Genomic DNA, 25,411 nt, shown 5'->3' with positions numbered 1-25,411 from the left:
TAAAACTATTAAATATATATCTTTTTATAACCCCCCCTCCTTTCTATTTAATTTCATTAATGTTTAAAATATACTTTCCACAATTCAAACATAAAATTATTGAAGTTCAATTATTAATTGAAAAAAATTTTCATTCAAACTAATTTAATAAATTACACGAATTATAAAAAGCCATAAAACTCCTGATTTCCAGCAATATGTAGCATATTCAAATTGATATTTCGCAGTTATATAGATATTACAATTTTACGAACTATTATATGTAAGCGCATACAATTCAGAATATTCATGCTATTATCTTATCAACTTAAACAAATGTTTAATTTGTAAACTTAAGTTTAATTTTGCATAAAGGAGGTTGCCATATGAATAAAAATGAACAAGCAGTTTTAAATCGTATTCAGGAAAATCCATTCATTTCACAACAAGAATTAGCACAGTCCATTGGATTATCTAGGCCAGCAGTTGCAAATATTATATCCGGACTTATTCGTAAAGAATATGTTTTAGGAAAAGCATATGTTTTAAATGAAGATTATCCAATTGTGTGCATTGGCGCTGCGAACTTAGACAGAAAATTTTATGTTCATAGCGACTTACAATTAGAAACGTCTAATCCTGTTACCTCAACGAGATCTATAGGTGGTGTTGCGCGCAACATTGCTGAGAATCTAGGCCTTATGGGAGAAACAGTCGCATTTTTATCTGTGAGTGGCAATGATAGTGAGTGGGATATGATTCACAAATTATCAACCCCATTCATGAATTTAGACCACGTTCAACAAATTGAAAATGCAAACACTGGTTCCTATACTGCATTAATCAATAGCGACGGTAATATGGAATATGGCTTAGCAGATATGGAGGTCTATGATTATATCACTCCAGAATTTTTAATTAAGCGTACACACTTATTAATAAAAGCAAAATGTATCATCGCAGACCTCAATATTTCAAAAAGTGCAATGGATTTTTTATATGCCTATTCAGAAAAACATAGTATTAAATTAATAGTGATTCCAGTTTCATCCCCAAAAATGAAAAACATGCCTGATTCGTTACATGCTATCGATTGGCTCATTATTAATAGAGATGAAACAGAAACTTATTTAAATATGAACATACAAGACACTGATGATTTGCGTAAAGCTGCACAGAAATGGAATCAGTTGGGTGTTTCAAATGTCGTTATTACAAACGGTGTAAAAGAACTTATTTTTAGAAATAATGACGAAGAAGTAATTAAACCTGTCATACCTTCTAAGCATGTCGTTGACGTAACAGGTGCTGGTGACGCTTTCTCTAGTGCAGTCATTTTCAGTTGGTTAAATGATCTAGATACCGAAAGCATACTGACAGCAGGCATGATTAATTCTCGTAAAACAATTGAAACAGAATATACAGTGAGGCAAAACTTAGATAAAAAACAATTATTTAGAGATTTGGAGGACTATAAAAATGAAGCAATATATTGAATTTTCCACAGAAGTAGCACAAGCTAAAGCAGACAAGAAGCCCATCGTAGCCTTAGAATCAACAATTATTTCACATGGTATGCCATACCCGCAAAATGTAGAAATGGCTACGACTGTTGAAAATATCATACGTGAATATGGCGCTATTCCAGCAACAATTGCATTAATTGATGGAAAGATTAAAATTGGACTGGAAAATGATGAACTAGAATTACTTGCTAAAAGTGATAATGTCGCAAAAGTTTCACGTCGTGATTTTGCAGAAGTACTCGCTACTAAACAGATTGGCGCAACTACTGTTGCATCAACAATGATGAGTGCAGAATTAGCAGAAATTCAATTCTTTGTAACTGGTGGTATTGGTGGTGTACATAGGGGCGTTGAAAACACTATGGATATCTCAGCAGACTTAGAAGAATTAGGTAAAACAAATGTAACAGTAATATGTGCAGGTGCTAAATCTATTCTAGATTTAGCAAAAACAATGGAATATCTTGAAACAAAAGGTGTACCAGTAATTGGTTACCAAACAGATGAATTACCAGCATTCTTCACAAGACAAAGCGGTATTAAATTAAACAGTTCTTCTGAAAACCCAGACGACATCGCACGTATTTGTAAAATTAAAAATGATTTAAATATTGAAGGCGGTGTTGTCATCGTTAATCCAGTTCCGAAAGAAGATGAACTACCAAAATCATATATTGACGGCCTTATTGAAGAAGCAGTTAAAGAAGCAGAAGCGCAAGGTATTAGTGGTAAAGATTCTACGCCATTTTTACTCAGTAAAATTGTCGAAAAGTCTGAAGGCAAGAGTTTAAATACAAATATCAAACTAGTTGAAAACAATGCGGTACTTGGAGCTAAAATTGCAGTTGCTTTCAATAAATTGTAGGTGATACTTATGTCAATCATATTTGCCATTACTGGTATACTTTTTGCGTTATTCATCGCTTTTTTATTTAGCTATAACAGAAAGGCGATTGATTTCAAAAAACCAGTAATTATGTTAATCGTTCAAATCGTCATTGTATTATTCATGATGAATACGACTATTGGTTTAATGATATTAACAACACTAGGTTCATTTTTTGAAGAATTAATCAATATTAGTAAAGCTGGTATCGAGTTTGTCTTCGGCGGTTTACAAAACAAAGGTGCTTCAACTTTCTTTATTACAGTGTTACTACCTTTAGTATTTATTTCAGTACTAATCGGTGTATTAAACTATTTTAAAATTCTTCCGTTTATCATTAAATATGTTGGTATTATTATCAATAAAATCACACGTATGGGCCGTCTCGAAAGTTACTTTGCAATCTCAACGTCGATGTTAGGACAGCCAGAAGTTTATTTAACTATTAAAGAAATGATTCCTAAATTATCTAAAGAGAAATTATATACAATTACCACTTCTGGTATGAGTGCAGTCAGTATGGCTATGTTAGGTTCATATATGCAAATGATTGAACCTAAATATGTTGTTACTGCCGTTATGCTCAATATTTTCAGTGCATTAATTATCGCAAGTGTCATCAATCCATATCAATCAGATGATAGTGATGTTGAGATTTCCAACTCATCCACAGTTAAAAGCAATTCAAATAGTGATGAAACAAAGCCGAAAAAGGTTCCATTTTTCCAAATGATTGGTGATAGTGCTACGGATGGTTTTAAAATTGCCGTAAGTGTCGCCATTATGTTACTTGCATTTATCTCTTTGATGGAAGCAGTCACAGTGTTATTTAATTTTGTTGGTTTAGATTTCAAACAATTAATCGGCTTTATTTTTGCACCGATTGCTTTTATTATAGGTGTACCTTGGAACGAAGCAGTTCAAGCTGGATCACTGATGGCAACTAAATTAATCACTAATGAATTTGTTGCTATGTTAGACTTCCAAAAATTAGCTGGAGATTTAACACAACGTACACAAGGTATCATTTCTGTCTATCTTGTTAGTTTTGCTAATTTTGGTACTGTGGGCATTATCGTTGGTGCTATCAAAGGATTTAGTGATACACAAGGTAATAAGGTGGCTTCGTTTGCCCTACGCTTGCTGCTAGGTTCTACACTTGCTTCAATTATTTCAGCATCAATAGTTGGTTTAGTATTATAGTATTTTTAAAAAAAGTATGTACAGAAATCAAATTCACTTAAAATGATTTCGTCGTCCATTCCAGTAATTAAATAATAAAAGGCTGAGACAATTCAATTTGTCTCAGCCTCTTTCAATATTTATTAGTTAAAGAAACCTAAGATGAAGTCAGCGCCTTTAGCTAATGCGTCCGCAATGCTAGTTCCCATTGTTACCCAGTCAGCACTTAAACCTGCTTTTACAGCTTCACTGATTGCGTTTACGAAATCAGACATTTAACACACCTCATTCCTCGATATATTATTTGTTAAAGGTTGATTACCTTTAACTAAATTATAATAAAAAATATTAATATTGTTGTAAATATTTCTTGGTTTGTAGTTTTTTATGCCTAAGTGTTATTACAATACTTAATTTTTACAATTAATGTTTCCTAGTTGTCATTCAGTGATAAAGTTTTATATTATTTTTATAACGACAGAAATGATGCGTCTGGGAGATAAATCCTAGAAAAATAGCCCTCAGATGATTTAATTCAATTCATCTGAGGGCTTCTTTTTTATTCAATACTTCGTATTGTTGGCTCGCTTTCTTAAGGGACAGCTTCAGTCTATAGTCTTCAGCTTGTCCTGTTACCTCAAGCGTCTCGCCAAAACACAACATATTCAAATATCTTTATGACAAATGCCTTTCTAATCGCTGAACTTTATCTTGATCTAAAGCTTCGAATACTTCATTATCTACAATCACATCAACATGAGGGTGTTGATGTAATATAGATGCTGGTAATGCTTCAGATATATCCCCCTCTATTAATTGTGAAATGGCTTCTTTTTTATTTCTGCCCATCGCTAACAAAACAATACGTTTCGCACGCATAATGGATGCCAGTCCCATAGAAATTGCTTGCTTAGGAACATCTTCTATTGAATCAAAATAACGACTATTTGCATTAATCGTTGAAGAAGATAAATCTACAACCCTTGTGACACTTTCAAACGACGAACCAGGCTCATTAAATCCTATATGGCCGTTTTCACCTATACCTAAAATTTGTATATCTGCAGGGCCTTTATCTTTTAAATATTGTTCATACATTAAGCATTCTTGTTCTAAATTATCGGTATCTCCTTGTGGTATAAATATATTTTCTTTATGCCACGTTTGATGATGTTTAAATAACTGTTGGTACATATATGCATGATAACTTTGATCATTGTCTGCGCTTAAACCCACATATTCATCCAAATTAAATGTCACTATTTGATCTAGTTGCAAATTATTATTATTGATTAATGTTTTTAAATACTTGTAAACATCTGTCATAGTATTTCCTGTAGCAAGCCCCAATACTGAATCCGGTTTTAATTTCATTTGTTTTAACAGTTCAATCGCAACATATTGACTTGCAAGTTGTCGATTCTCCAAATTTAAAATATACATATACTCACCAATCACTTTCTACATATTACTTTTGTTTAATGATAAATTGAATATTTTATAAATTAAACTTGCTCGCTTTCTAGCAATTCTTCTACTTCATTTTTTATCGTTGTAACATGTGGCCCATAAACAATTTGTACACCATTACCTTTCTGAATAATACCTCTAGCTTCGGTAGAATTAAGCACTTGTTTATTGACAGGTTCATCCGTCTTTAACGTCACTCTTAGTCTTGTAGCACAACAATCGACAATATCTATATTTTCTTTACCGCCTAAACCCTTGATGATTGTTTTAGCACGTTCTGTCGTTTCAACGGTTTCTGTAGTTGCTTCCGCTTCTCTACCAGGTGTTTTAAAATTGAATTTTTTAATTAAAAAGCTAAAAATAACATAATATAAAATAAACCAAAGGATGCCAATTGGTATCACCCATAAAAAATTCGTCTTAGCATTACCTTGCAAAACGCCGAATAATAAAAAGTCTATAAATCCACCACTGAATGTTTGACCTATCGTAATATTAAATATGTCCGCCATCATAAAAGCTAAACCATCTAAAAATGCATGTATCACATATAAAACAGGTGCAACAAATAAAAAGCTGAACTCTAGCGGTTCTGTAATACCTGTTAAAAATGAAGTTAAAGCAGCCGATAACATTAAACCGCCAACGACTTTTTTATGTTGCGGTTTAGCAGTATGATAAATTGCTAAAGCTGCACCACATAGGCCAAACATCATTGTAATAAATCGCCCTGACATATAACGCGAAACACCTGAATAGTATTTCGTTACGTCTGGATCACCTAGTTGAGCAAAGAAAATATTAATCAATATAAATTACCATTATGAAAAACTTTTTCATAAAATAGATAACTATTTTTATTTTAAATACAAAAAACCTCACAAAGTCACTTTACTTTGTGAGGTTCTATATTTATTCAATTATGATATGACGCTAAAAAATATCTCCTAATGTTCCAGCCATAATTGCTTTGATTGAATGTAATCTATTTTCCGCTTGTTCAAATATAACAGCATGTTCACCTTTAAATACATCATCTGTTATCTCCATTTCAGTTAATCCATGGGTCTTATAAATTTTTTGACCCACTTTTGTATGCACATCATGAAAAGCTGGCAAACAATGTAATACAATAACATCCGGATTCATTGTATTGACAAGCATAGCTTCATTAATTTGATATGGAAGTAATTTTTCAATACGCTGTGTTTGAACTGATTCATCTTCTCCCATTGAAAACCAAACATCTGTATATATTGCATCTGTTTTATAAACTGCTTGTTGAATATTATCAGTAATTAAAATATTACTATGAGATTGTGTTGCATAATTTTTAGCGAGTTGCTGAATATCTTGATCAGGCTGTAGCGATTGAGGGGCTGCAATATGGATATTCATACCTAATATTGCACCGGTAACTAATAAATCATGCGCCACATTATTTCTTGCATCACCGACATAAGTCAGTGTCTTACCTTGTAATGTACCTAGGTGTTCTTTTATTGTATAAAAGTCTGCAATCATTTGAGTAGGATGCCATTCGTTTGTTAAACCATTCCATACTGGAACTTTGGCATGTTGCGCTATACTTTCTACATCTTTTTGATAAAAACCTCTAAATTCAATACCATCATACATACTACCTAATACTTTTGCCGTATCCTCTGTTGATTCTTTGACACCTAAGTGAATTTCACCTTGACCAAAATAATCTGGAAATGCACCTAAATCATTAGCTGCTACGCTAAATGCTGAACGTGTTCTTGTAGATGGTTTTTCAAATAATAAAGCAATATTCTTACCTTTAAGATAAGGGTGTGGAATACCACGCTTTTTCTTTTCTTTTAATTCTCCGGAAAAGTCAATCAATGTTACTAGTTCATCTGCAGTAAAGTCACTCGTTTTCAAAAAGCTCTTACCTTTTAACAATGCTAGTTTTTTTAAATCTGTTGTGTACGCCCCAATTTCATCACTCCAATATTTTTATAATATTTATATACATATTAAACTTAAATAGAGTTATTTTCAAGTATAAATATACCTTTTTTTGTATATTTTTAAATATTTTATAATAACAACAACGTGTAAGCTACTTTAAAAACATATCTATATACAATCACGACCTCATTTGCAACGGTTAAGCAAGCAAAATTTCTGACAATAAACAGCGTGGCAATCATTTAACTAAGTTGTGCTTTCTTACACTATATTTTAATGATATATAGTAAATTAATGATGTAATCGCTAGCTCATTGGAGGTGAATATATATGTTAGATTTACTATTTGCCACTATTAAGCAAATTGCTGCTCATTTTGTTTCTGGTGGTTTCCAAGAAAAATAATTCCCTTTATCCCACATCATCTCAAAATCATTGCATAATCATCCTTTAAAAATGAATAAAAATAGGCATACAATATCAAAATCCATCATTTTGAAACTGTATGCCCGTTTTTTATTATTTACTAATTTCAAATTCATACTATTAGGTATATCATGCACTAAACCAAGTACTTACTTTTTCATAGCTTCTATATAGATTATTTACGCTATGATGCAAAATTTTCAGTTTTCCTACGTTCTCTTTCTTCTGGGGTTTTTAAAAAACGTGTCATGATTGCACTAGCAACATATAATCCAAAAATTAAGTACATCATGCCTTTCACACCAATACTGTCATAAAACAATGCCACTAATCCTGGTCCTGCAAATACACAAAGTCCAGCTCCTAAATTTAAAATTGCCATTGCAGGCCCTTTATCTCCATCATGAACTAATGAAGGAACAAGCGCAGAAATAGGGACAAAGCCTGCTAAACACATTCCCCATAAAAATCCTACAGCACCGACAATAAAGACATTACCTGTAAATAATTCAGGGACAAAATACAACCCTAACGTAAATATCGCGCATCCCACACCACCAATATAGGAAATTGTATTTTTCCAGCCAATTTTATCACTCAACGCACCAAAAATTAGATTGAAAATAATATTAGCAATAAAAATTGTCCCCCAAATATTTAACCAAGTTGTAGTTGCAATACCTTTGGAAGCTAAATAAATCGGCAAGAATAATGGAAAAGCATACTGCGCTGCTTGGTTAATGACTCTAACAACACATGCCACTGCAACACGCGGTTCTCTTTTTAGTATCGTTATACCTGCAAGCACCTCACTAAAGTGTTCTTTAAAGCCGTGGCCTTTTTCTTCAATAATAAACTGATCTCTATTTACAAACACTGCTAAAAATGTTCCTATTAACACCCAAATGATCGCAGTCCATAATGTAAAGAAATGTCCAAATAACTGAATCGCAAATGAAGAATAAAATGATCCTAGAACACTAAGCCCTCCTGTAAACACAAACCAAAACCATCCTACTGCAGCGCCTAAACGTTTTTGCGGAGAGCGATAAGCAACCCAAACCAAAAAAGAATAAGCAAATAACGGATAGCCAAAACCTCTTATTGCATAAGAAGGAATCATGATATTGTAATTCATCGTTGGAATTGCCAAACCAACGAATATTGCATGACCTATGATATATAACCCAGTCCCTAACAGCATTACTTTTCTTGGACCAATAATTTCTACCAAGACACCTGATAACCAAGAACCAATGGCTATCGTCACACCATAGCACGTTGTCAAAATCGCTGTTTGTTGTACGGAGAGACCATGATCATGTAAATAAGGACTAATCCATGCTAACTCCAGACCATCCCCCATCATAAATATTAATACACCAACATATCCCCAAAATAACGTTGGAGGCATGCCCATTTTAGTTAATTTATCACTCATATTACGCACCCCTTATAAATCAATCGTTAATATTAGAATTGATTTAAATATTTTCTTCCAATTTTTGTGACTATTATTTTGTAAACGCTTTCAAATATTATCATTATATTATTATATTTTTTCTAATAACGCAAATTTATTTTCGTTTGTTTTCGTTTTAAGACATAAATGAATAAAATCAATAAATATAGGCTGTTAAAGTTAAAGAAAGAATATTTGTATAACACTTAATTTTTTAAAATTAAAAATATATTTTTTATACATGATTGAAAATTTATTTGTAAACGTTTACAATGAAAGTTATTTAAACATCATATGACTAGATGATTATTAAATTTTTATGAGGGAGTTTTATATAAAATGATGTTATTAGTTGCTTTCAGTGCAGTAATCGTACCTTTTTTATTTCTCGTACTCTTACGTATGTCTGCTTTAAAAGGAATGATTATTAGCGCTATCGTTGTTACAATCTTAGGGATATTTGTATGGGGGATGCAAGGTAATGTCGTTATTGCTTCAATACTTCAAGGTACACATAAAACATTAACGATACTTTACATTTTATTCGGGGCACTCGTTTTACTTAACACATTACGTCAGACAGGTGCCGTAAACCGTATAAATGCAGGATTCAAAAAAATTTCACCAGATATGCGTGTCCAAGTAATTATTGTCGCTTTCTTATTTGGTTCACTTATTGAAGGGGCTTCAGGTTTTGGTACACCAGCAATGGTTACGGCACCTTTAATGGTTGCTTTAGGTTTTAGACCTATGATTGCTGTTGTTACAGCTTTAATTGCCGACAGTATTGCCGTGTCTTTCGGAGCTGTAGGTACACCAGTTATTGTTGGGTTGAGTACTTTAAAAGAAGCAAATCAATCTTTTTTCCAGTCTACAGCTGAACAAATAACTGTATTAGATTTATTAAGTGGTATTTTCATACCTATTATCGTAGTCGCTACAATGGTGATTTTCTTTGGAAAAAACAAGAAACTAAAATCTATTATTGAAATTTTACCGTGGCTAGCTTTAATAGGTATCGTATATGCCGTGTCTGCCTTTGTATATGCACATGTATTCGGTGCAGAATTTGTTGCTATATTAGGATCATTAACTGGGCTTGTAGTAGCAGTCTTAACTGCAAGTAAGGGGTGGCTATTACCTAAAACAGTGTGGAGAGATGGCTTAGATGACACATACGAAGCAGATAGTACAGAACATTCTATGAGTTTACTAACTGCTTGGGCGCCTTATGTAATGGTTGTTATCTTACTTCTATTAACGAGAACCGTGCCAAGTATTGAATACTTCACAACACATGTCCTTGATTTTTCTTGGAATAATATTTTAAATTTCTCTGAAATATCATCTGAATGGCAATTTCTTTATTCACCTGGGACGATTTTATTATTATCTGCAGTTTTCGCAATTATAGTTCAAAGAAAATCTATTAAGGATTTTGGTAATGCAAGTTTAACGTCTCTATCCACAATAAAAATTACTGGTATTACACTTATTGCTACGCTCGCTATGGTGCATGTTTTTATTAACTCTGGTATGAATGCACATGATTTAATTAGTATGCCAGAATACATCGCCAAAAATATGGCCAACACTTTAGGTCCTATTTGGCTATTTGTCGCACCATTCTTAGGTGCTTTAGGTTCATTTATTACAGGTAGTGCAACTGTTTCAACGTTGACCTTCTCGCCTATTCAATTAAATATCGCCAACTCTATTGGTGGAGATCCATTTATTGTATTAGCTGCACAAATCATTGGCGCAGCTGCTGGTAATATGATTTGTGTGCACAATGTAGTAGCTGTGTGTGCAGTGGTTAATATGCCAGGCAAAGAAGGTAGTGTCATAAGAAAAACACTAGGACCTGCACTTCTGTATTGTATTTTAGTTGGTATTAGTGCTTATATTATCTCATTATTATTCACTTAGTATAAGCAAGTCTGATATACAAACATCTTGAACTAACAAATCGGAGTAAAATATTGAAATCTAATTGATTTAAAACCATTTTGTCATCCTACTCTGACAAAAAAGGCTGAGACAAGTTGAATTGTCTCAGCCTTTTCTTTTTATGAAATTTTATCAATCGCTATATTACTATATACACATATCAAATACCGTTTCTAGTTTAACTTTATTTAGTTTGCAGCTCTTAAAGTGTTAATAATAAGAAAATGTTTATAATCGTAGACAAATCCTATAACGAACATAAGCGAAATATGTACTGCAGTATATATTTTAAAAAAATTAAGTTTTAGTAGATAGCGTTAAATGCCTTCTGAAAATAGGCTTTATTGTTACTTAAAGCGTATTATTTCATATAAAATTCTTATTATTATCATATTGATTATTATTTTGATAAAGTACAAGTAAATTATTTCTTATATTTATATGTTAAACATGAGGATTGGGTGGGGTTCGTTTATGAAAATTGAAAACATTAAATTATTCACTTCAGAGTTTGAAGAGACATTCCAATTTTATGAAGAAATTTTAGAATGTCCTGTTCGTATGATTAGTCAGGAAGCTTTTACAGTTGAAATTGGAGAGACTCATTTGTGTTTTCAACAAACAGACGATGATGTCCAACCATTTTACCACTTTGCAATTGACATTCCATACAACCATTTTTATGACATGAAACAGCATTATCAAAATATATTATTTCTATTGATGGAAGATGGTAAACATACGACTTATTTCGAATCTTTTGTTGCACATTCATTTTACTTTCAAGATCCATCAGGGAATATCGTTGAACTCATTGCACGCATTTCTAATATTACGGATGACCCTGAATTTTCAAGAATTAGTGAGATTGGGTTCGTTTGTAATGAAACGACGGAAGTCTTTGAAGCATTATCAAAGTATCATTTAAATACATATGAAAATCAAACATTTGTACCAGATGATTTAAATTTTATCGGCGATCATTATGATGACAGTTTTATTTTACTGACGCCGGAAGATAATAAATGGCTATTCTCTGATCAATTTTCTGAAGCCCACCCCATGTGCATTCAAACAAATGAATTTAAGTTAACCTTAGATAACCAAGCTCAGTGGCATTTAAATGAACTATAAAAAATAATAAGCACACAATATCAATTTACAAGTTTTGATACTGTGTGCTTATTTTTTATTACTGTTATATTATGGTTGATACTACGTTTATCGTAACTTTTGATATAATCCGTATTCCAAATACATTTATTCTTTAACTTGTGATTTGTCGCTGACAAATTTCTTTAAAGTTTTATTTAAGCCATCTTTCGCTTCTTGATCATAACCATAGCTACCATCTTCGTTTTGTATGATGTGCTTATCTAATATAAATCTACCTTTATGAATTGTATCTGCACCTAGTTCTTTGATCACTGGATCAAGACTGTATTGGATTGCCAATACATGCGCAAATGTGCCACCTAAAGCTAATGGTAGTACTGTTTTACCAGTAAATGCTCCACGTGGTAATAAGTCTAAATATGTTTTTACGATACCTGAGTAAGCTGCTTTAAATACTGGAGATACTATAATAATACCATCTGCGTCTTCTATCGTTTTATGCGTAGTATTTATTGATTCATTAGAGAAATCTGCAGTAATTAAAGCCTCAGCATCTAATTGATGTACATGGATGACATTTGTTTCGATGCCCTCAGCATTCAAATATGATTCCGCATAATCTATAATACCTGTGAGTCTTGATTTAAGTTTATTGCCGCCAGCAATAATTGCTACTTTTGCCAATATGATTATCCCCTTTCTATATAAAATTTTCATATATATAACTGTCATTTTCATTCTTAACTATTTAAAAAATATATGAAAAAACAAAATAATTTGGAACCAAATTCCACTTCTTTAGCGTATCATCAAATACGGGTAAAATCATAGAAAATGATTTGAAATATTACAATAATTATTTTGCATTCCTTTCGGTTTATATTCAATAATACATTCATTAATGCCACAATAAATGTATACATTTAATTTATAACATTGATTATGCATTTCCATGGAAATACGGATGTTTTATTCAAAGCTATATGTTGAATTACCTAAATCCATTTATAAATTACCGCTTCTACCATTGCTTCACAAATTGTTATGACATTTAACTTTCCAATTGATGTATTACTTATATTCCTAACACATACTTAATTTTCAATATCACACGTCGAAATGTGTAATCGTACAATTACAATTTATTTTGTTTTCATTATTAAAGATTTTACAATATAAATAATTTTGTTATATTCTTTTTTTAAAAATCGTTTCGCTTTAAAAATCATTTTTTCTAGATGTATACTTAATTTAGTCATACAAAGGAGTGATACACAATGAGTACATTTTCTAATAAAGAAAAAGTACAAATCCTATCAGATATTGTTGCAATTGAAACAGTAAATGATAACGAGATTGAAGTTTGTAATTATTTAGAGCAATTATTTTCGAATTATGGGATTGAATCAAAAATCCAAAAAATTGATGAACGACGTGCTAATCTTATTGCTGAAATAGGTGAAGGAAATCCAGTAATTGGTATCTCAGGTCACATGGACGTGGTTTCTGCGGGTAATAAATCTCAATGGACATACGATCCATTTTCACTTACTGAGGATGATGGATTTTTATATGGCCGTGGTGCAGCAGATATGAAATCTGGACTTGCTGCGTTAGCAATTGCACTTATTGATATTAAACAATCTCAAGCACTGCAAAATGGTCGTATTAGATTTTTAGCAACTAGTGGTGAAGAAATGGAACAACTTGGTTCCCAGACTTTATATGAACATGGCTATATGGACGACGTTGATGCATTACTTATAGCAGAACCTTGCCAAGATATCATGGTATACGCACATAAAGGTTCTATGGACTATCGTATAACTTCCTATGGTAAATCAGCACACAGCTCTATGCCGGTAATGGGCATAAATGCGATAAAACCATTGATTTCATTTATACAAGATATCGATGACGCTTATGCTAGAATTTCCAAAGAAGTACAAGGAAAAGCGTTAGATTTCACAAAATTTATTGATAGAATTAAACCTTCATTGCCTGCAACAACAGCACTTGAAGATGTAGAATCTGCACTGCAAGGTTTAGTTATAAGTAATACTTTAATTAAAGGTGGGGTACAAGTTAACTCTGTCCCTGAAGAGGCTGATGCAGATTTTAATATTCGTACAATTCCAGAATATGATAACGCACAAGTAAAAGCATTATTCTCAAACACAATTAAAAGTCATAATGATAAAGGCGCAAATTTATCAAGCAACTTATATTTAGACCTAGATCCAGTACTTACTACTGGTGATAATAGCTTAATTAATACCGCTCAGACTATAGCTAAATCTCTATTTGATAAGGACTTTATTGCCTCTCCAATCGGTGGCGTTACAGATGCTTCAAACTTATTAAAAAATAAAGATGAAAGTTTCCCATTCTTAGTATTTGGCCCTGGTATTAAACCACATCAAATTGATGAATGTGTAGAAAAAGATATGTATTTAAAATTCATTGATTTTTACAGTGAACTTTTAACAACTTATGCTAAAAATCTTTAGTTTTGATTTAATTAAATAATCTTTAGCTATATAAAAAAGCTCAGAACATAGTAAATGTCTGGGCTTTTATATATATAGGGCACGAGATGACAGATCTGTAAACTTACTTTTAAAACTTCATCCTTGTCTGAGTGGGACAAAAGCTTCACTTTTAAAAAATTGTGTATATGCCACTCATGGTAAATATTATTTACGGATTGTAGTGCCTACATTATGGCCATGTTGCAGTTTTTGAATAATATGTGCTTCATTCCCTGCAGCAATAACCACTTTTTGGCATCCCATTTCTATTGCTTTTACAGCATCTTGTACTTTAGGTATCATTCCACCATATATTAATTTTTGTTCAATATATGTTTCGATGTTTTTCGCATTCAGTGACGGTTGTACTTTTTCGTTGATTAAAACGCCCGGAATATCGCTCAATAAATAAATTGGTGCCTGTAAAGCTTGCGCAAGTTTGTATGCCAATGTATCGGCGTTAACATTATAAACTTGAGACGTCGTCTGATTAGCACCTATAGATGCGATGACTGGTAGAAAAGATTGAGTTAAAGTTGCGATAACACTTGTATCTATATGAATAGGTTCGCCAACAAAACCATATTTTAGATCTAACGGTTTAATATCAAATAATTGAGCATCTATGCCATTCATACCAATACTTTGAACACCAAATTGATTGATTTTATTGACTAAACTAGGATTCACTTGTCCAATTAATGTTTGAGTCGTAACAGAAAGTACATCGTCAGTAGTAACTCTCAAACCATTTTTAAATTTTGATTCTACTTTTTGTAATTCCAAAGATTGATTTATAAAAGGGCCTCCTCCATGGACGATTATCGGATTATAACCTTGATTTTTTAATGCAACAATATCTTCAATTGTAGAATCATGCATATCCGTCAAAGTGCTTCCACCTATTTTAATTACAATGTAATCCATATCAAACACCTCTTAAGTTCTATACGACGCATTTATGCGCACGTATTCATATGATAAGTCACAACCATAAGCGGTAGCTTCTCCTTCTCCATCACCTACAGTAGCCTCTATAACGATGTTATCTGCTTCCAATTGTTGTTTTAAATAAGCTTCATCAAATGCCACCGACATGCCTTGTTTAACCACAGAAACTTGACATAATTTCACATTGGTTGCATTAGGGTCTATATATTTCGATGCGTACCCCATCGCTGTTACAATTCTTCCAAAATTTGCATCTTCACCATGAATTGCTGTTTTAACTAAGTTAGATGAAACAATGCTTTTCGCCATTTTTCTAGCCTCATGAATATCTATTGCACCTTTAACCTTAGCTGTCACCAATTTTGTAGCGCCTTCACCATCTTTTGCAATCGACTGAGCCAAATAACGTGCAACATAATTGATAGCATAAACAAATTTTTGCCACTCAGGATGATTTTCATCTAACGAATGATGATTAGCTTGACCATTTGCCATACATAAGACCATGTCATTCGTACTAGAATCACCATCAACGGTTATCATATTAAAAGAGTGATCTGTAGTTTGACTTAAACATTGATTCAATGCCTTACTATCAACTTTTGCATCTGTCGTTATAAAACCTAGCATAGTCGCCATGTTAGGATGTATCATTCCAGATCCTTTTGCAGTGCCACCAATTGTCACTGTTTGATTATCTATGTCTACTTTTACAGACAAATGTTTCGTGGTCGTATCTGTCGTTAAAATCGATTGATTAAAATATTCACTCTGATTAAACGAATCTTGTAAAACATGATCGACGCCATGTTTTATTTTATTCATAGGTAAAAACGAACCAATAACCCCTGTCGAAGCAATACCAACATGATGTGGTTCTATGTTTAATCGTTCAGCTACCCAACTTTGCGTATCTTTCGCATCTTGTATACCTCTATCTCCAGTGCATGAATTCGCATTTGCTGAATTAACTACAACTGCCTGCAATGTTTGATTGATACTGATACTATCTTCAGTTACTTTAAGAGGTGCCGCTTTGAAACGATTAAGGGTATATACACCTGCTGCAGTTGCTTCTGTCGTAGAATAAATCCAACCAAAATCTTTTTTCTTTCTTCTTAAACCAGCATGAAAACCACCAGCTATAAAGCCCAATGGTGATCCTACATCACCATTAATATCTACAGTAATTTGATTGAGTGTATCTATTGTTTCAATATCTTTCATCTCATCTCTCCTTTCGGATCTTATTAAGGATAAATTGGTAACTGATTCAAACCAGTTGCCTCATCTAAACCATAAAGTAAATTTAAATTTTGGATTGCTTGACCACTAGCACCTTTAACTAAATTATCTATCACTGATACGATGACAGCTCTTTGATTTTTTTCATCTACATATAGACCTATATCGCAAAAATTACTACCATACACTTCTTTTGTTTTAGGGTATTCTCCTAAGTCTCTAATTCTTATAAATGGTTTCTGTTCATAATCATTTTTATAAATAGCATGTAAATGCTCAGCTGTCGTATATTCGTTTAACTTCACATAAATTGTAGATAAAATACCTCTTGTCATCGGTACTAAATGCGGCGTAAACATCACATTACACTTCGTTCCTGCAATTTTAGATATATACTGTTCTATCTCTGGTTTATGTTTGTGGTTTCCAATTGCATAAGCACTAAAATTTTCATTCATTTCAGCGTAATGCACATGTTGTGCTAATGAACGGCCTGCTCCTGAAATACCCGTTTTTGAATCAATAATAATTGATTGAATATCGATTACATTTTGAGCAATCAGAGGATGTAAAGCTAATAAAATAGAAGTAGGAAAACAACCAGGATTTGCTATCAAATTTGTGCGTTGTGGATCTATTTCACTCCACTCTGCAATACTATAAAGCGCCTTATCTAAAAGTGCTTGTTCTGCAGCTGCTTCACCATAAAATGTTTGATATAGATTTCTATCCGTCAGCCTAAAATCCCCTGACAAATCAATCACTTTAATACCTTTATTAATTAAATTTGGTGCTAAATGTTTGCTGACATTGGAAGGTGTTGCAAAAAATATAACATCACAAGATGTCGCTTGTTCATTTAATTCAGTATAATTAAGTGCGATATGGTTTAAATGTGGAAATGTTTTACTGATTGGTTCATCAATCTTAGAATGTGAAAATACATATTTAATTACGACGTTAGGATGATGCTGTAATAAACGTATAAGTTCTACAGCACCATAACCGCTTCCGCCTACTATTCCAACTGTTATCATCTGTTTCATACCTTTCTGAATATTCGGAATTTTTAATGTGCTATTTATTTTTTTCAAGCACTTCTTTAATCACTTCAGCAATTTGGTTAATCTCATCTTCACTAATAACTAACGGTGGTGCAATTCTAATAACATTGCCTTGTGTTTCCTTACACAACACACCTTTTTCTATCATTTCCAAGCAATAGGGCTGCGCTTGTTCTGTTAATTCAATACCGATAAATAACCCTCTCCCTCTGACATCATCAATGATTGGACTATCAATAAGTTGTAAATGGTTCAGCAATGTTTGACCTAATTCAGCGGAACGTTCAATTAAATTTTCGTCTAGCAAAACATCTATGGCTGCCATCGATACTGCGCATGCAAGTGGATTACCGCCAAATGTAGAACCATGTGTGCCCGGTGTTAAGACATTCATGATTGTTTCATTTGCTAAGATAGCTGAAATAGGATAAAGTCCGCCGCCCAATGATTTACCGAGTAAATAAATATCAGGCTCTACATCTTCCCATTCCATAGCAAACATCTTGCCTGTCCTACCTAGTCCAACCTGTATTTCATCAGCAATAAATAAAATATTATGTTGATTACATAAATTACGCACTTCTTGAATAAAATAGTTTGGAGGAATATTCACGCCACCTTCACCTTGAATCGGTTCTAATATAATGGCCGATGTATTATCATTAATCAATACTTTCAAATGTTCAATATCTCCAAATTCTATATAATTAATATTATCTAGCAATGGGCCAAACCCTTCTTTGTAATTATCTTGGGCAGATAAAGATAAAGACCCTAATGTACGACCATGAAAGTTACCTTTCATAGCAATGATTTCACTTTCATTTTCTTTAATACCTTTGACATCTGAGCCCCATTTTCGTGCAATTTTAATTGCTGTTTCCACAGCTTCAGTCCCAGTATTCATAGGTAGTACTTTGTCTTTATTTGCTAACTTGCAAATTTTTTCTTCCCATTGTCCTAAGTTATCACTATATAAGGCACGTGATACCATAGTTATTTGCTCGCTTTGTGCTTGAAATGCTTCTATAATTTTCGGATGACAATGTCCTTGATTCACTACTGAAAATCCTGCTATACAATCAATATATCGCTTACCTTCAACATCCCATACTTGCGCACCTTTACCTTTGGCTAATGCTAATTTCAAAGGACTATAATTATTTGAACTATATTGATCTGTTAATTCGAATAACGCATTCATTAAATACACCAACCTTATTATTATTCTAATATTTGTATTAATATTCATGAATATTACACTTTTAAATATAATAAGTCAAAGGTTTATTTAAATAATTTTTTATAAAAATATATTTAAAGGCTTTAAAACAAGCAAAAAAAGCATCTATCAAAATTATAAAATTTCAATAGATGCACATAAATCATTGTATACAATTTGCATATCATCATTTGATGTTTAAGATAATATTCGTACCTATCATTCAAATTATACATTCAGTCGTTTTAACAATTGCGGTAAAGGATATATTTAAGTGAAATGCCACATTAAATAACTAACAAAGGGGTATAGAGCGGAAAAAAATCACCATTTTTTATTCCGCTCATACTATTATTACTTTACATAAACAAATCCATGATTAATACAATGACCAAACCAACAATAGAAGATGTAAATAATAAAAGCCCCCAAGTTTTAAATGTATCTTTAATCGTTATATTAAAATATTCTTTAAATAACCAAAATGATGCATCATTCACATGCGTAATCGTGTTACTACCAGCAGCAGTTGCTAAAACCATCAATACTGGATTAACATTAAATGTAGGAATTAATGGCCCTACAATTCCAGCTGCAGTTATTGCTGACACCACGCCTTGTCCTGTAGCAATACGAATAAGTGCTGTAATTAACCACGCCATGATAAGTGGTGAAATATTTGTATTTTGCATTATTCCCGCAATATAATCACCTACATTTGCTTTTAAAATGATTTCTTTAAATGCACCACCAGCACCAACAATAAATATAATCGTTGCTACACCTTTCAACCCACTTTCAAAAGATTTCATCAATTCATCCATCTTTTTACCTTTTCTTAATCCAAAGACAACAATTGATGTAAGAATTGCGATTATAAGACTAATTTCTGCACTCCCAAAAAATGATACAATTTCATGCCATAAAGTGTCTTTAGTTATAAACATACTTAATATTGTTGAAAGTAAAATTAAAATAGCAGGAATTAATGGTATTAATAAACTCATTCCAAAACTAGGCATTTCACTTTCACTAAATTCTTTATTTTTCTGTAACAATGGTGGCACAGGATAATTTAAATTTTTCATCATTTTTGGCAAAAGAATACCTGCAATTATCACGCCAGGAATAAAGACAATCATTCCTAAAATGTATACCATTCCCATATCAGCATGATAAGCATCTACCAATGCAGTTGGACCAGCTTGAGGTGGAAATAAACTATGAGAAAGTGTCGTTGCGGCAACCATAGTAATAGCTAATTTCATAAATGGTATTTTAGATTCAACCGCAATACTGATCACTAAAGGGGCTAAAATCATAAAAGCTACTTCATAAAATACAGAAATACCAAAGACAGCGCCAATAATAATCAATGCCCAATGTACATGCTTTGCACCAAATTTATTAATTAACGTAGTAGCTATTCGCTGGGCCGCGCCTGAGTCGACCATTAACTTACCTAAAATTGCACCAAATCCAATAATAAGCGCGAGACTACCTAACGTTGAACCTAATCCTTCTTTAATTGTATCTAATATTACCATCGGCTTCATACCGTTCAATAAGCCAACAGCAATAGCTGCAAAAATCAAAGAAAAAATACTGTTAACCTTTAATTTAATATTTAAGAATAATAATAACGCTACGCCAATAATAAGTGATATTATCGGTAAATGCTCACTCACAAATGACAATTTAAGTCCCCCAGTCAAACCAATTTTATGAAAACGTATTCACAAACATATATTATATACCTTTTATTTTAAAATAACAACGTTGTTATTTTAAGGGTTTAAGCTTCATAAAAATTAAGAAGCACTTGCAAAGCAAATGGTTGAAATTTACCTTGCGCGTGCTTTTTTAGGAGTGAATGGTCAAATTATCTTGAAACTAAAGTTAATTCTGATAACTTTCAAATTGCCATTGTTTATCTGATAATACTTTTTTATAAAAAGGATCGACACCTATGACTTTAATACAATCAGCCAGTGCCTCTACCTCATCTAAATGATGTGTTGTTAATATAATCAAACAATTTCGCTTCATTTGATTGAGTAAATTATGAATATCAAACCTTGATTTCAAATCTATACCTACCGTAGGTTCGTCTAATATGAGAACTTGTGGGTTGTTCAATAAACCAATTAATACATTTACTTTACGTTTCGTTCCTCCAGATAGACGAGAAACAGTAATGTCCAAATCATCAATATTTAATTGTTCCATATATTTTGTAATTAGCGCGTCCGATATTGCGTTTTTACATAAAGCTTTAAAACAATTGATGTTTTCTGCGACAGTCATATGCTCAAATAACGCAATATCTTGTGGTACATATCCAATCATTGCTTGTAATTGTTTTTTAGATAACTTTTTCCCAAAGTACGTAATTTCACCTTGATCGGGTTTTTCTAACCCCGAAAGCATTCTTAATAATGTCGATTTGCCAGCACCATTTTCACCTAATAGCACAGTTAATTGTTGATTTTCTAACTTCATATTTAGAGATTGAAAAATTGTTTTATTATGATATTTCTTCTGCACATGTTTTAATGCTATCATCCCATCACTCCTAAATTTGTATAAAGACATAAATCACACTCATGACAAGCGCATATATAAACGTCATAAATAACCTATGACTCAGTGTGTTAATTTTAAATAATAGATACGCAACACCTGCTTCAAATAATACAATGATGAAAAGTGATTTTAAATAAAATATCCATGATAGTGACTGATGAAACAATAATGCGCTTATAATTAATATCATTAGCAACAAAATTACATGTATAAGTATGTATGTAACATACAATCTTAACTGACTAAATTGTACTAAAAAAATTCTAATCAACGGACCGTTCTGTTTTAATCTTTGGTGCAAAATAATTTGCACACTACTGATACACAACAATATCGCAAAAATAACACTCAATGATATAGAAGTTTCTGAATGTGACTTCACAAAATAATGTGCAATTTGCGATTGAGGTGTCTTGTCATCCAATATTTTATTCACTCTAGTCAAGGATGTACGATCACCATTATCATCTAGATGACTTTTAACGATGTTAGGTATCTGTTGTTCATATAATGACATACTTATAATTTCTAAAGTAATATCACCAATAAAATCATCTCTTCCATACAATAAAATGGTTTCTTTCAAACGATTGTCATGTAACTGTTGACTGTAATTTTTCGGTATTTGTAAACTTACAATCGCTTCTTTTCTTTCTATATATTCATCCAAATATGTTTCTTCTGCTGGCACTTCGATTTTAGTAATGTATTCGTTACTTGTGATGCTTTTGATTAAGCTTTTTGAAGCTTCTGATTGATCTAAATCTTGAACTGCCACAGGAATTTGAAATGATTTATTTAGCGTTTTATATACACCCCATATAGCAATTAAAGAGATTAATAAGATACAGATAAAGGCTAAATGTTGTCTCCACTGTTTTTTAACAACTATGAAGAAATAGGGTTGAATCATGAGCGATACCTCCCAATCACTATCAAGACTAAGATAAAAATTGATATAAATAGACTACTATAAAAAGTTATTGGTACATCTAAAATATAATTATTCAATACAATTTCTAGCATTTGATTTGTTACAAAACTAAACGGTAAGTAATCAACCATACCCAAAATAGAATGTTTAAAATAAATTGTTGGTATCGTCATCCCTGATAATACAATAATCAATGTACTCAATATAATTTTTAGTGCATAGTTCATCCATTTAAAAGCAATTAAATCAATAATGGTTAACCAAATAATAATCATCAAGACATAGTAACTAAGTTGAATTACAATCGTTAACCAATTATAACTTTCAAATTGATTAGGTATGGATTTAATCAACCAAAGCGCACCGAAAAATGTCCATAATCCTGTATAAAATAGCGTGAATATACTTCTAATCAACGTTAATTTTTCAAAAGAAAAATGATGCATGCTTAACCTTGACCACAACGCCGTCGTTTGGTTCATTTTTAAAATGGTAAATAATGACAAAGCGAAAATATAAATAGACGCTAAATAAGTCGTGATTACATAATAACTTACACTATCATATATATGTATAGGTTCATAATCAAATGCACCAGTACGGTTTAGTCCCGTAAACAATAGATCTGTTAATAACATCAATGTATGATCTTTATCATTATGTGATGACAATGTTGTATAACTTAGACCGCCACCCATCGATAGCATGAGTCTTTGATATACTGAATCTGTTAACTGATTAATAACTAGACTTTTTGTAGATTGTTTATCATATGTATGTACTGAAATGGGCAAACTTCCATTTTTATAAAAATCATGTGTCATACCTTTTTCAAAAACATAATAACCCTCTAAAGTTTTATTTTCTAACTTTTTTTCAGCTACTTTTTGATTATACTTTTTTATGCTAATATCCTTCCCCAAATTGGCACCGTCACCTAGTGATTTCAATATGATTTGCGTTTCTGGAGACTGATCTTTATCAACAACACCAATTCTAAATTTCTCATTATCTTGATTTAATTGTTGAATCACTATTAAAGTAGCAAATAACCCTACAACTATAATTAATAAGTATAGTAGTAAATGCCATTTTTTTAATAAAAAAGAGTGGTAAATGCGAAACAATTGTAATGTTTTCATTTTACCACTCTCCTTTTAGTTATTTTTTAAAATCTTTTGCTAAATCTTTAACGATACCTTCTGTTTTTTTAGAAATTTCCTTTTGTAATTTTTTTAAATCACTATCGGACAATTCATTTAAATCTTTAGCACCTGATTTTTCAAATTTAATATCGTCTTTAAGTTTTGTCTCACCTTTGATATTAAATGTTACTGGTTGATATTGAACGTCTGTAGTTAATTTGAAATCTTGTTTTTGCGTATTATTTTTCACGTCGGTTTCTAAATTATTATGATATTCAAATTCAGTTTTGCGATAATTTGCATCGACGCTCACTTTACCTTTATCTGTACGTTTGTCACCATCTTGAGTTTCATTGTTTGATAGTTTTATCGTAGATTTCTTGTAACTTTCATTAGCTCCAATAGTATAATTATCTTTATATTTATCATCGTCTTTTGTTGATTTACCTTTCAATGATAGCTCAGTATCATCTGCAGTAATTTTATAATTCATAGCTAATTTGTCATCATCAATTTGATTAGTTCCTGCTAATTTTACCTCTGAATCATTTTTATCTTTAGCAGTTAATTCACGTTTTAAAATCAGATTATCTTCTTCCCAAATCACAGATTTAATACTTGGAAAATCATTTTTATCTTGATCTTTCACTTCTTGTATAGATTCATCAATTTTATCTTCATAATCTTCTGTTTTGAATTGATCTTCTGCAATTTTTTTAATATCTTTATCTTTCTTAGCTTTTTCCAAAACTGATTTCACGATTGCTTTTGTTTCACCTTTGCTAAGTTTCAAAGTTACTTTCTTAACATCTTTTTCATCACCATCTACATCAATCGTAGCATTTTCTTTTTCAAAATTATCTTTGTCTAATTTATCTATGACAACATCTGTATATTTACTACTTATTTTTTCTATATCTTTTTGTGAAATTTGAGACCCTGATAATAATGAGTTTAAGTTTAATGTATCATTTGTCAATACACTCTCTTTACCTGTTGTGCTTGATGTATCTCCAGTTATTTTTTCATAAACGTCTACAAGTTCGTCATTTTTAGCTTTGTAAATATCATTAAACAATGGTGATGCATAATATTGATTATCTTTGTCTGCTGCCCATTGAAACTTCCCAATTTCATTGTCAGCTATCGTTGGATTTAAAGCTAAAACTGATTTTTCTTTTTTAGGATCGTGTCCCACTGTCAATCCTATTTCAGAAGCATCCGCGACAGATTTAGGAATACCTGATGATTCTAATAAACTTTTTGGAACATCAGCATTTGCTTTTAAATCGATTAAATATGATTCATCTTTCATTTTATCTTGAAATTTAAATTCATTTTCAAATCGATCCTTAGCATATTCTTGAAATTGGTTAGCTGTTTCCTTTTCGCTCAATAAATATGTGTTTTTAGGTGTATTTTTGGTAATAAAGTAATAAGCGGCGCCCCCAATACCGGCAATTAAAAGCACACCAATTACAACTGAGATAATAATTTTTACTGTTTTAGACATACCCTTCAACCTCCCATTAACTTTGATTGTTTTAATAATACCACAAAAGGCTTAATAATAATTTATTTATTTGATTTTTCTTTTATTTTTTACTTGCGCTTTAAATTAATTACTAAACATTTTTAATAAATGTAATATATCATTACATCCAATCAATTGTGCACACAATACATATATAATTGATATTTTTACATCTTCTCTTAATTTGTAATATATTCATAACCAACGAATTACAATATGAGAATAAAATGAGCCTCAAAGATTACTTTCATCAGCAATCTTTGA

Annotated in this window: 20 protein-coding genes and 1 pseudogene; 6 read left to right on the top strand and 15 right to left on the bottom strand. The window is 31.8% G+C overall.

The genetic code is table 11. The features are described from left to right. Positions 1-365 precede the first annotated feature (365 nt). From KA856_RS01795 to KA856_RS01785, 3 genes are read left to right on the top strand one after another with little or no spacing between them, the layout of a single operon-like run. Positions 366-1,475, top strand: coding sequence for a carbohydrate kinase (locus KA856_RS01795; RefSeq protein ID WP_210138460.1), 1,110 nt, complete (start codon positions 366-368; stop codon positions 1,473-1,475). After that, positions 1,459-2,370, top strand: coding sequence for a pseudouridine-5'-phosphate glycosidase (locus KA856_RS01790; RefSeq protein WP_210138459.1), 912 nt, complete (start codon positions 1,459-1,461; stop codon positions 2,368-2,370). Before KA856_RS01795 ends, KA856_RS01790 begins: the two co-directional genes overlap by 17 nt. Before the next feature lie 9 nt (positions 2,371-2,379). Beyond that, complete coding sequence (locus KA856_RS01785) at positions 2,380-3,594, top strand: NupC/NupG family nucleoside CNT transporter (protein ID WP_210138458.1); 1,215 nt, start codon at positions 2,380-2,382, stop codon at positions 3,592-3,594. 122 nt (positions 3,595-3,716) lie between these two features. Here the strand turns inward: KA856_RS01785 and KA856_RS01780 are convergent, their stop codons facing one another. The 5 genes and pseudogenes from KA856_RS01780 to KA856_RS01760 form a co-directional block, all read right to left on the bottom strand. After that, a complete protein-coding gene (locus KA856_RS01780; protein ID WP_019469020.1) occupies positions 3,717-3,848 on the bottom strand; it encodes a beta-class phenol-soluble modulin in 132 nt (43 codons plus the stop codon). 400 nt (positions 3,849-4,248) lie between these two features. Continuing rightward, on the bottom strand, positions 4,249-5,016 hold the full coding sequence (nagB, locus tag KA856_RS01775; RefSeq protein ID WP_210138457.1) for a glucosamine-6-phosphate deaminase: 768 nt from the start codon (positions 5,014-5,016) through the stop codon (positions 4,249-4,251). Positions 5,017-5,078: 62 nt separating this feature from the next. Further along, positions 5,079-5,846, bottom strand: a pseudogene (locus tag KA856_RS01770) (PTS transporter subunit EIIC); the annotation flags it as partial. Between the two features lie 130 nt (positions 5,847-5,976). Continuing rightward, entirely contained in the window at positions 5,977-7,008 is a 1,032-nt protein-coding gene (gene argF / locus KA856_RS01765) for an ornithine carbamoyltransferase (RefSeq protein WP_210138514.1), read from the bottom strand. A 583-nt stretch (positions 7,009-7,591) separates the two neighbouring features. Then, positions 7,592-8,848, bottom strand: a complete 1,257-nt coding sequence (locus KA856_RS01760) for an MFS transporter (RefSeq protein ID WP_119535603.1) — start codon at positions 8,846-8,848, stop codon at positions 7,592-7,594. Between the two features lie 360 nt (positions 8,849-9,208). Between KA856_RS01760 and KA856_RS01755 the strand changes: the two genes are divergently transcribed. Then, entirely contained in the window at positions 9,209-10,798 is a 1,590-nt protein-coding gene (locus KA856_RS01755) for an L-lactate permease (protein ID WP_210138456.1), read from the top strand. Between the two features lie 495 nt (positions 10,799-11,293). Next, positions 11,294-11,953: a hypothetical protein gene (locus KA856_RS01750; protein ID WP_210138455.1), complete on the top strand. Its 660-nt coding sequence runs from the start codon at positions 11,294-11,296 to the stop codon at positions 11,951-11,953. Positions 11,954-12,079: 126 nt separating this feature from the next. Here KA856_RS01750 and ssuE read toward each other — a convergent pair whose 3' ends face one another. After that, the gene (ssuE, locus tag KA856_RS01745) at positions 12,080-12,619 is read right to left on the bottom strand and encodes an NADPH-dependent FMN reductase (protein WP_210138454.1); all 540 of its coding nucleotides are present in this window, start codon (positions 12,617-12,619) and stop codon (positions 12,080-12,082) included. Positions 12,620-13,212: 593 nt separating this feature from the next. Between ssuE and KA856_RS01740 the strand changes: the two genes are divergently transcribed. Beyond that, complete coding sequence (locus tag KA856_RS01740) at positions 13,213-14,445, top strand: ArgE/DapE family deacylase (protein ID WP_107504475.1); 1,233 nt, start codon at positions 13,213-13,215, stop codon at positions 14,443-14,445. Positions 14,446-14,631: 186 nt separating this feature from the next. On the opposite strand, the gene argB is transcribed toward KA856_RS01740, so the two are convergent. The 9 genes from argB to KA856_RS01695 all read right to left on the bottom strand — a co-directional run bounded on the left by argB (position 14,632) and on the right by KA856_RS01695 (position 25,126). Next, entirely contained in the window at positions 14,632-15,393 is a 762-nt protein-coding gene (argB, locus tag KA856_RS01735) for an acetylglutamate kinase (RefSeq protein WP_107384554.1), read from the bottom strand. 12 nt (positions 15,394-15,405) lie between these two features. Continuing rightward, a complete protein-coding gene (gene argJ, locus KA856_RS01730; RefSeq protein ID WP_210138453.1) occupies positions 15,406-16,644 on the bottom strand; it encodes a bifunctional glutamate N-acetyltransferase/amino-acid acetyltransferase ArgJ in 1,239 nt (412 codons plus the stop codon). A gap of 23 nt (positions 16,645-16,667) precedes the next feature. Then, entirely contained in the window at positions 16,668-17,699 is a 1,032-nt protein-coding gene (argC, locus tag KA856_RS01725) for an N-acetyl-gamma-glutamyl-phosphate reductase (RefSeq protein ID WP_210138452.1), read from the bottom strand. Positions 17,700-17,739: 40 nt separating this feature from the next. Next, on the bottom strand, positions 17,740-18,930 hold the full coding sequence (gene rocD / locus KA856_RS01720; protein WP_210138451.1) for an ornithine--oxo-acid transaminase: 1,191 nt from the start codon (positions 18,928-18,930) through the stop codon (positions 17,740-17,742). 377 nt (positions 18,931-19,307) lie between these two features. Further along, positions 19,308-20,645: a gluconate:H+ symporter gene (locus KA856_RS01715; protein WP_210138450.1), complete on the bottom strand. Its 1,338-nt coding sequence runs from the start codon at positions 20,643-20,645 to the stop codon at positions 19,308-19,310. Between the two features lie 202 nt (positions 20,646-20,847). Continuing rightward, positions 20,848-21,513: an ABC transporter ATP-binding protein gene (locus KA856_RS01710; protein WP_107504469.1), complete on the bottom strand. Its 666-nt coding sequence runs from the start codon at positions 21,511-21,513 to the stop codon at positions 20,848-20,850. Between the two features lie 10 nt (positions 21,514-21,523). Further along, positions 21,524-22,447, bottom strand: a complete 924-nt coding sequence (locus tag KA856_RS01705; RefSeq protein WP_210138449.1) for an ABC transporter permease — start codon at positions 22,445-22,447, stop codon at positions 21,524-21,526. Continuing rightward, entirely contained in the window at positions 22,444-23,610 is a 1,167-nt protein-coding gene (locus tag KA856_RS01700; protein WP_107504467.1) for an ABC transporter permease, read from the bottom strand. The genes KA856_RS01705 and KA856_RS01700 overlap by 4 nt, the downstream gene beginning before the upstream one ends. A 19-nt stretch (positions 23,611-23,629) precedes the next feature. Next, on the bottom strand, positions 23,630-25,126 hold the full coding sequence (locus KA856_RS01695) for a flagellar basal body-associated FliL family protein (protein WP_210138448.1): 1,497 nt from the start codon (positions 25,124-25,126) through the stop codon (positions 23,630-23,632). Between the last annotated feature and the right edge of the window lie 285 nt (positions 25,127-25,411).

The sequence above is a fragment of the Staphylococcus sp. GDB9P120P genome, assembly GCF_017893435.1.
Taxonomy (GTDB): domain Bacteria; phylum Bacillota; class Bacilli; order Staphylococcales; family Staphylococcaceae; genus Staphylococcus; species Staphylococcus cohnii.
The sequence above is the reverse complement of the archived record's forward strand: the minus strand, read 5'-3'. Positions and strand labels throughout refer to the sequence as shown.

What these genes read in the sequence shown, in the direction of transcription:
- KA856_RS01710 (WP_107504469.1), bottom strand. Translation starts at nt 21,513, where the DNA reads ATGATAGCATTAAAACATGTGCAGAAGAAATATCATAATAAAACAATT.
- KA856_RS01700 (WP_107504467.1), bottom strand. Translation starts at nt 23,610, where the DNA reads ATGAAAACATTACAATTGTTTCGCATTTACCACTCTTTTTTATTAAAA.
- argJ (WP_210138453.1), bottom strand. Translation starts at nt 16,644, where the DNA reads ATGAAAGATATTGAAACAATAGATACACTCAATCAAATTACTGTAGAT.
- KA856_RS01740 (WP_107504475.1), top strand. Translation starts at nt 13,213, where the DNA reads ATGAGTACATTTTCTAATAAAGAAAAAGTACAAATCCTATCAGATATT.
- KA856_RS01790 (WP_210138459.1), top strand. Translation starts at nt 1,459, where the DNA reads ATGAAGCAATATATTGAATTTTCCACAGAAGTAGCACAAGCTAAAGCA.
- KA856_RS01780 (WP_019469020.1), bottom strand. Translation starts at nt 3,848, where the DNA reads ATGTCTGATTTCGTAAACGCAATCAGTGAAGCTGTAAAAGCAGGTTTA.
- argC (WP_210138452.1), bottom strand. Translation starts at nt 17,699, where the DNA reads ATGATAACAGTTGGAATAGTAGGCGGAAGCGGTTATGGTGCTGTAGAA.
- KA856_RS01695 (WP_210138448.1), bottom strand. Translation starts at nt 25,126, where the DNA reads ATGTCTAAAACAGTAAAAATTATTATCTCAGTTGTAATTGGTGTGCTT.
- KA856_RS01785 (WP_210138458.1), top strand. Translation starts at nt 2,380, where the DNA reads ATGTCAATCATATTTGCCATTACTGGTATACTTTTTGCGTTATTCATC.
- KA856_RS01705 (WP_210138449.1), bottom strand. Translation starts at nt 22,447, where the DNA reads ATGATTCAACCCTATTTCTTCATAGTTGTTAAAAAACAGTGGAGACAA.
- KA856_RS01795 (WP_210138460.1), top strand. Translation starts at nt 366, where the DNA reads ATGAATAAAAATGAACAAGCAGTTTTAAATCGTATTCAGGAAAATCCA.
- nagB (WP_210138457.1), bottom strand. Translation starts at nt 5,016, where the DNA reads ATGTATATTTTAAATTTGGAGAATCGACAACTTGCAAGTCAATATGTT.
- argB (WP_107384554.1), bottom strand. Translation starts at nt 15,393, where the DNA reads ATGGATTACATTGTAATTAAAATAGGTGGAAGCACTTTGACGGATATG.
- KA856_RS01755 (WP_210138456.1), top strand. Translation starts at nt 9,209, where the DNA reads ATGATGTTATTAGTTGCTTTCAGTGCAGTAATCGTACCTTTTTTATTT.
- KA856_RS01760 (WP_119535603.1), bottom strand. Translation starts at nt 8,848, where the DNA reads ATGAGTGATAAATTAACTAAAATGGGCATGCCTCCAACGTTATTTTGG.
- KA856_RS01750 (WP_210138455.1), top strand. Translation starts at nt 11,294, where the DNA reads ATGAAAATTGAAAACATTAAATTATTCACTTCAGAGTTTGAAGAGACA.
- rocD (WP_210138451.1), bottom strand. Translation starts at nt 18,930, where the DNA reads ATGAATGCGTTATTCGAATTAACAGATCAATATAGTTCAAATAATTAT.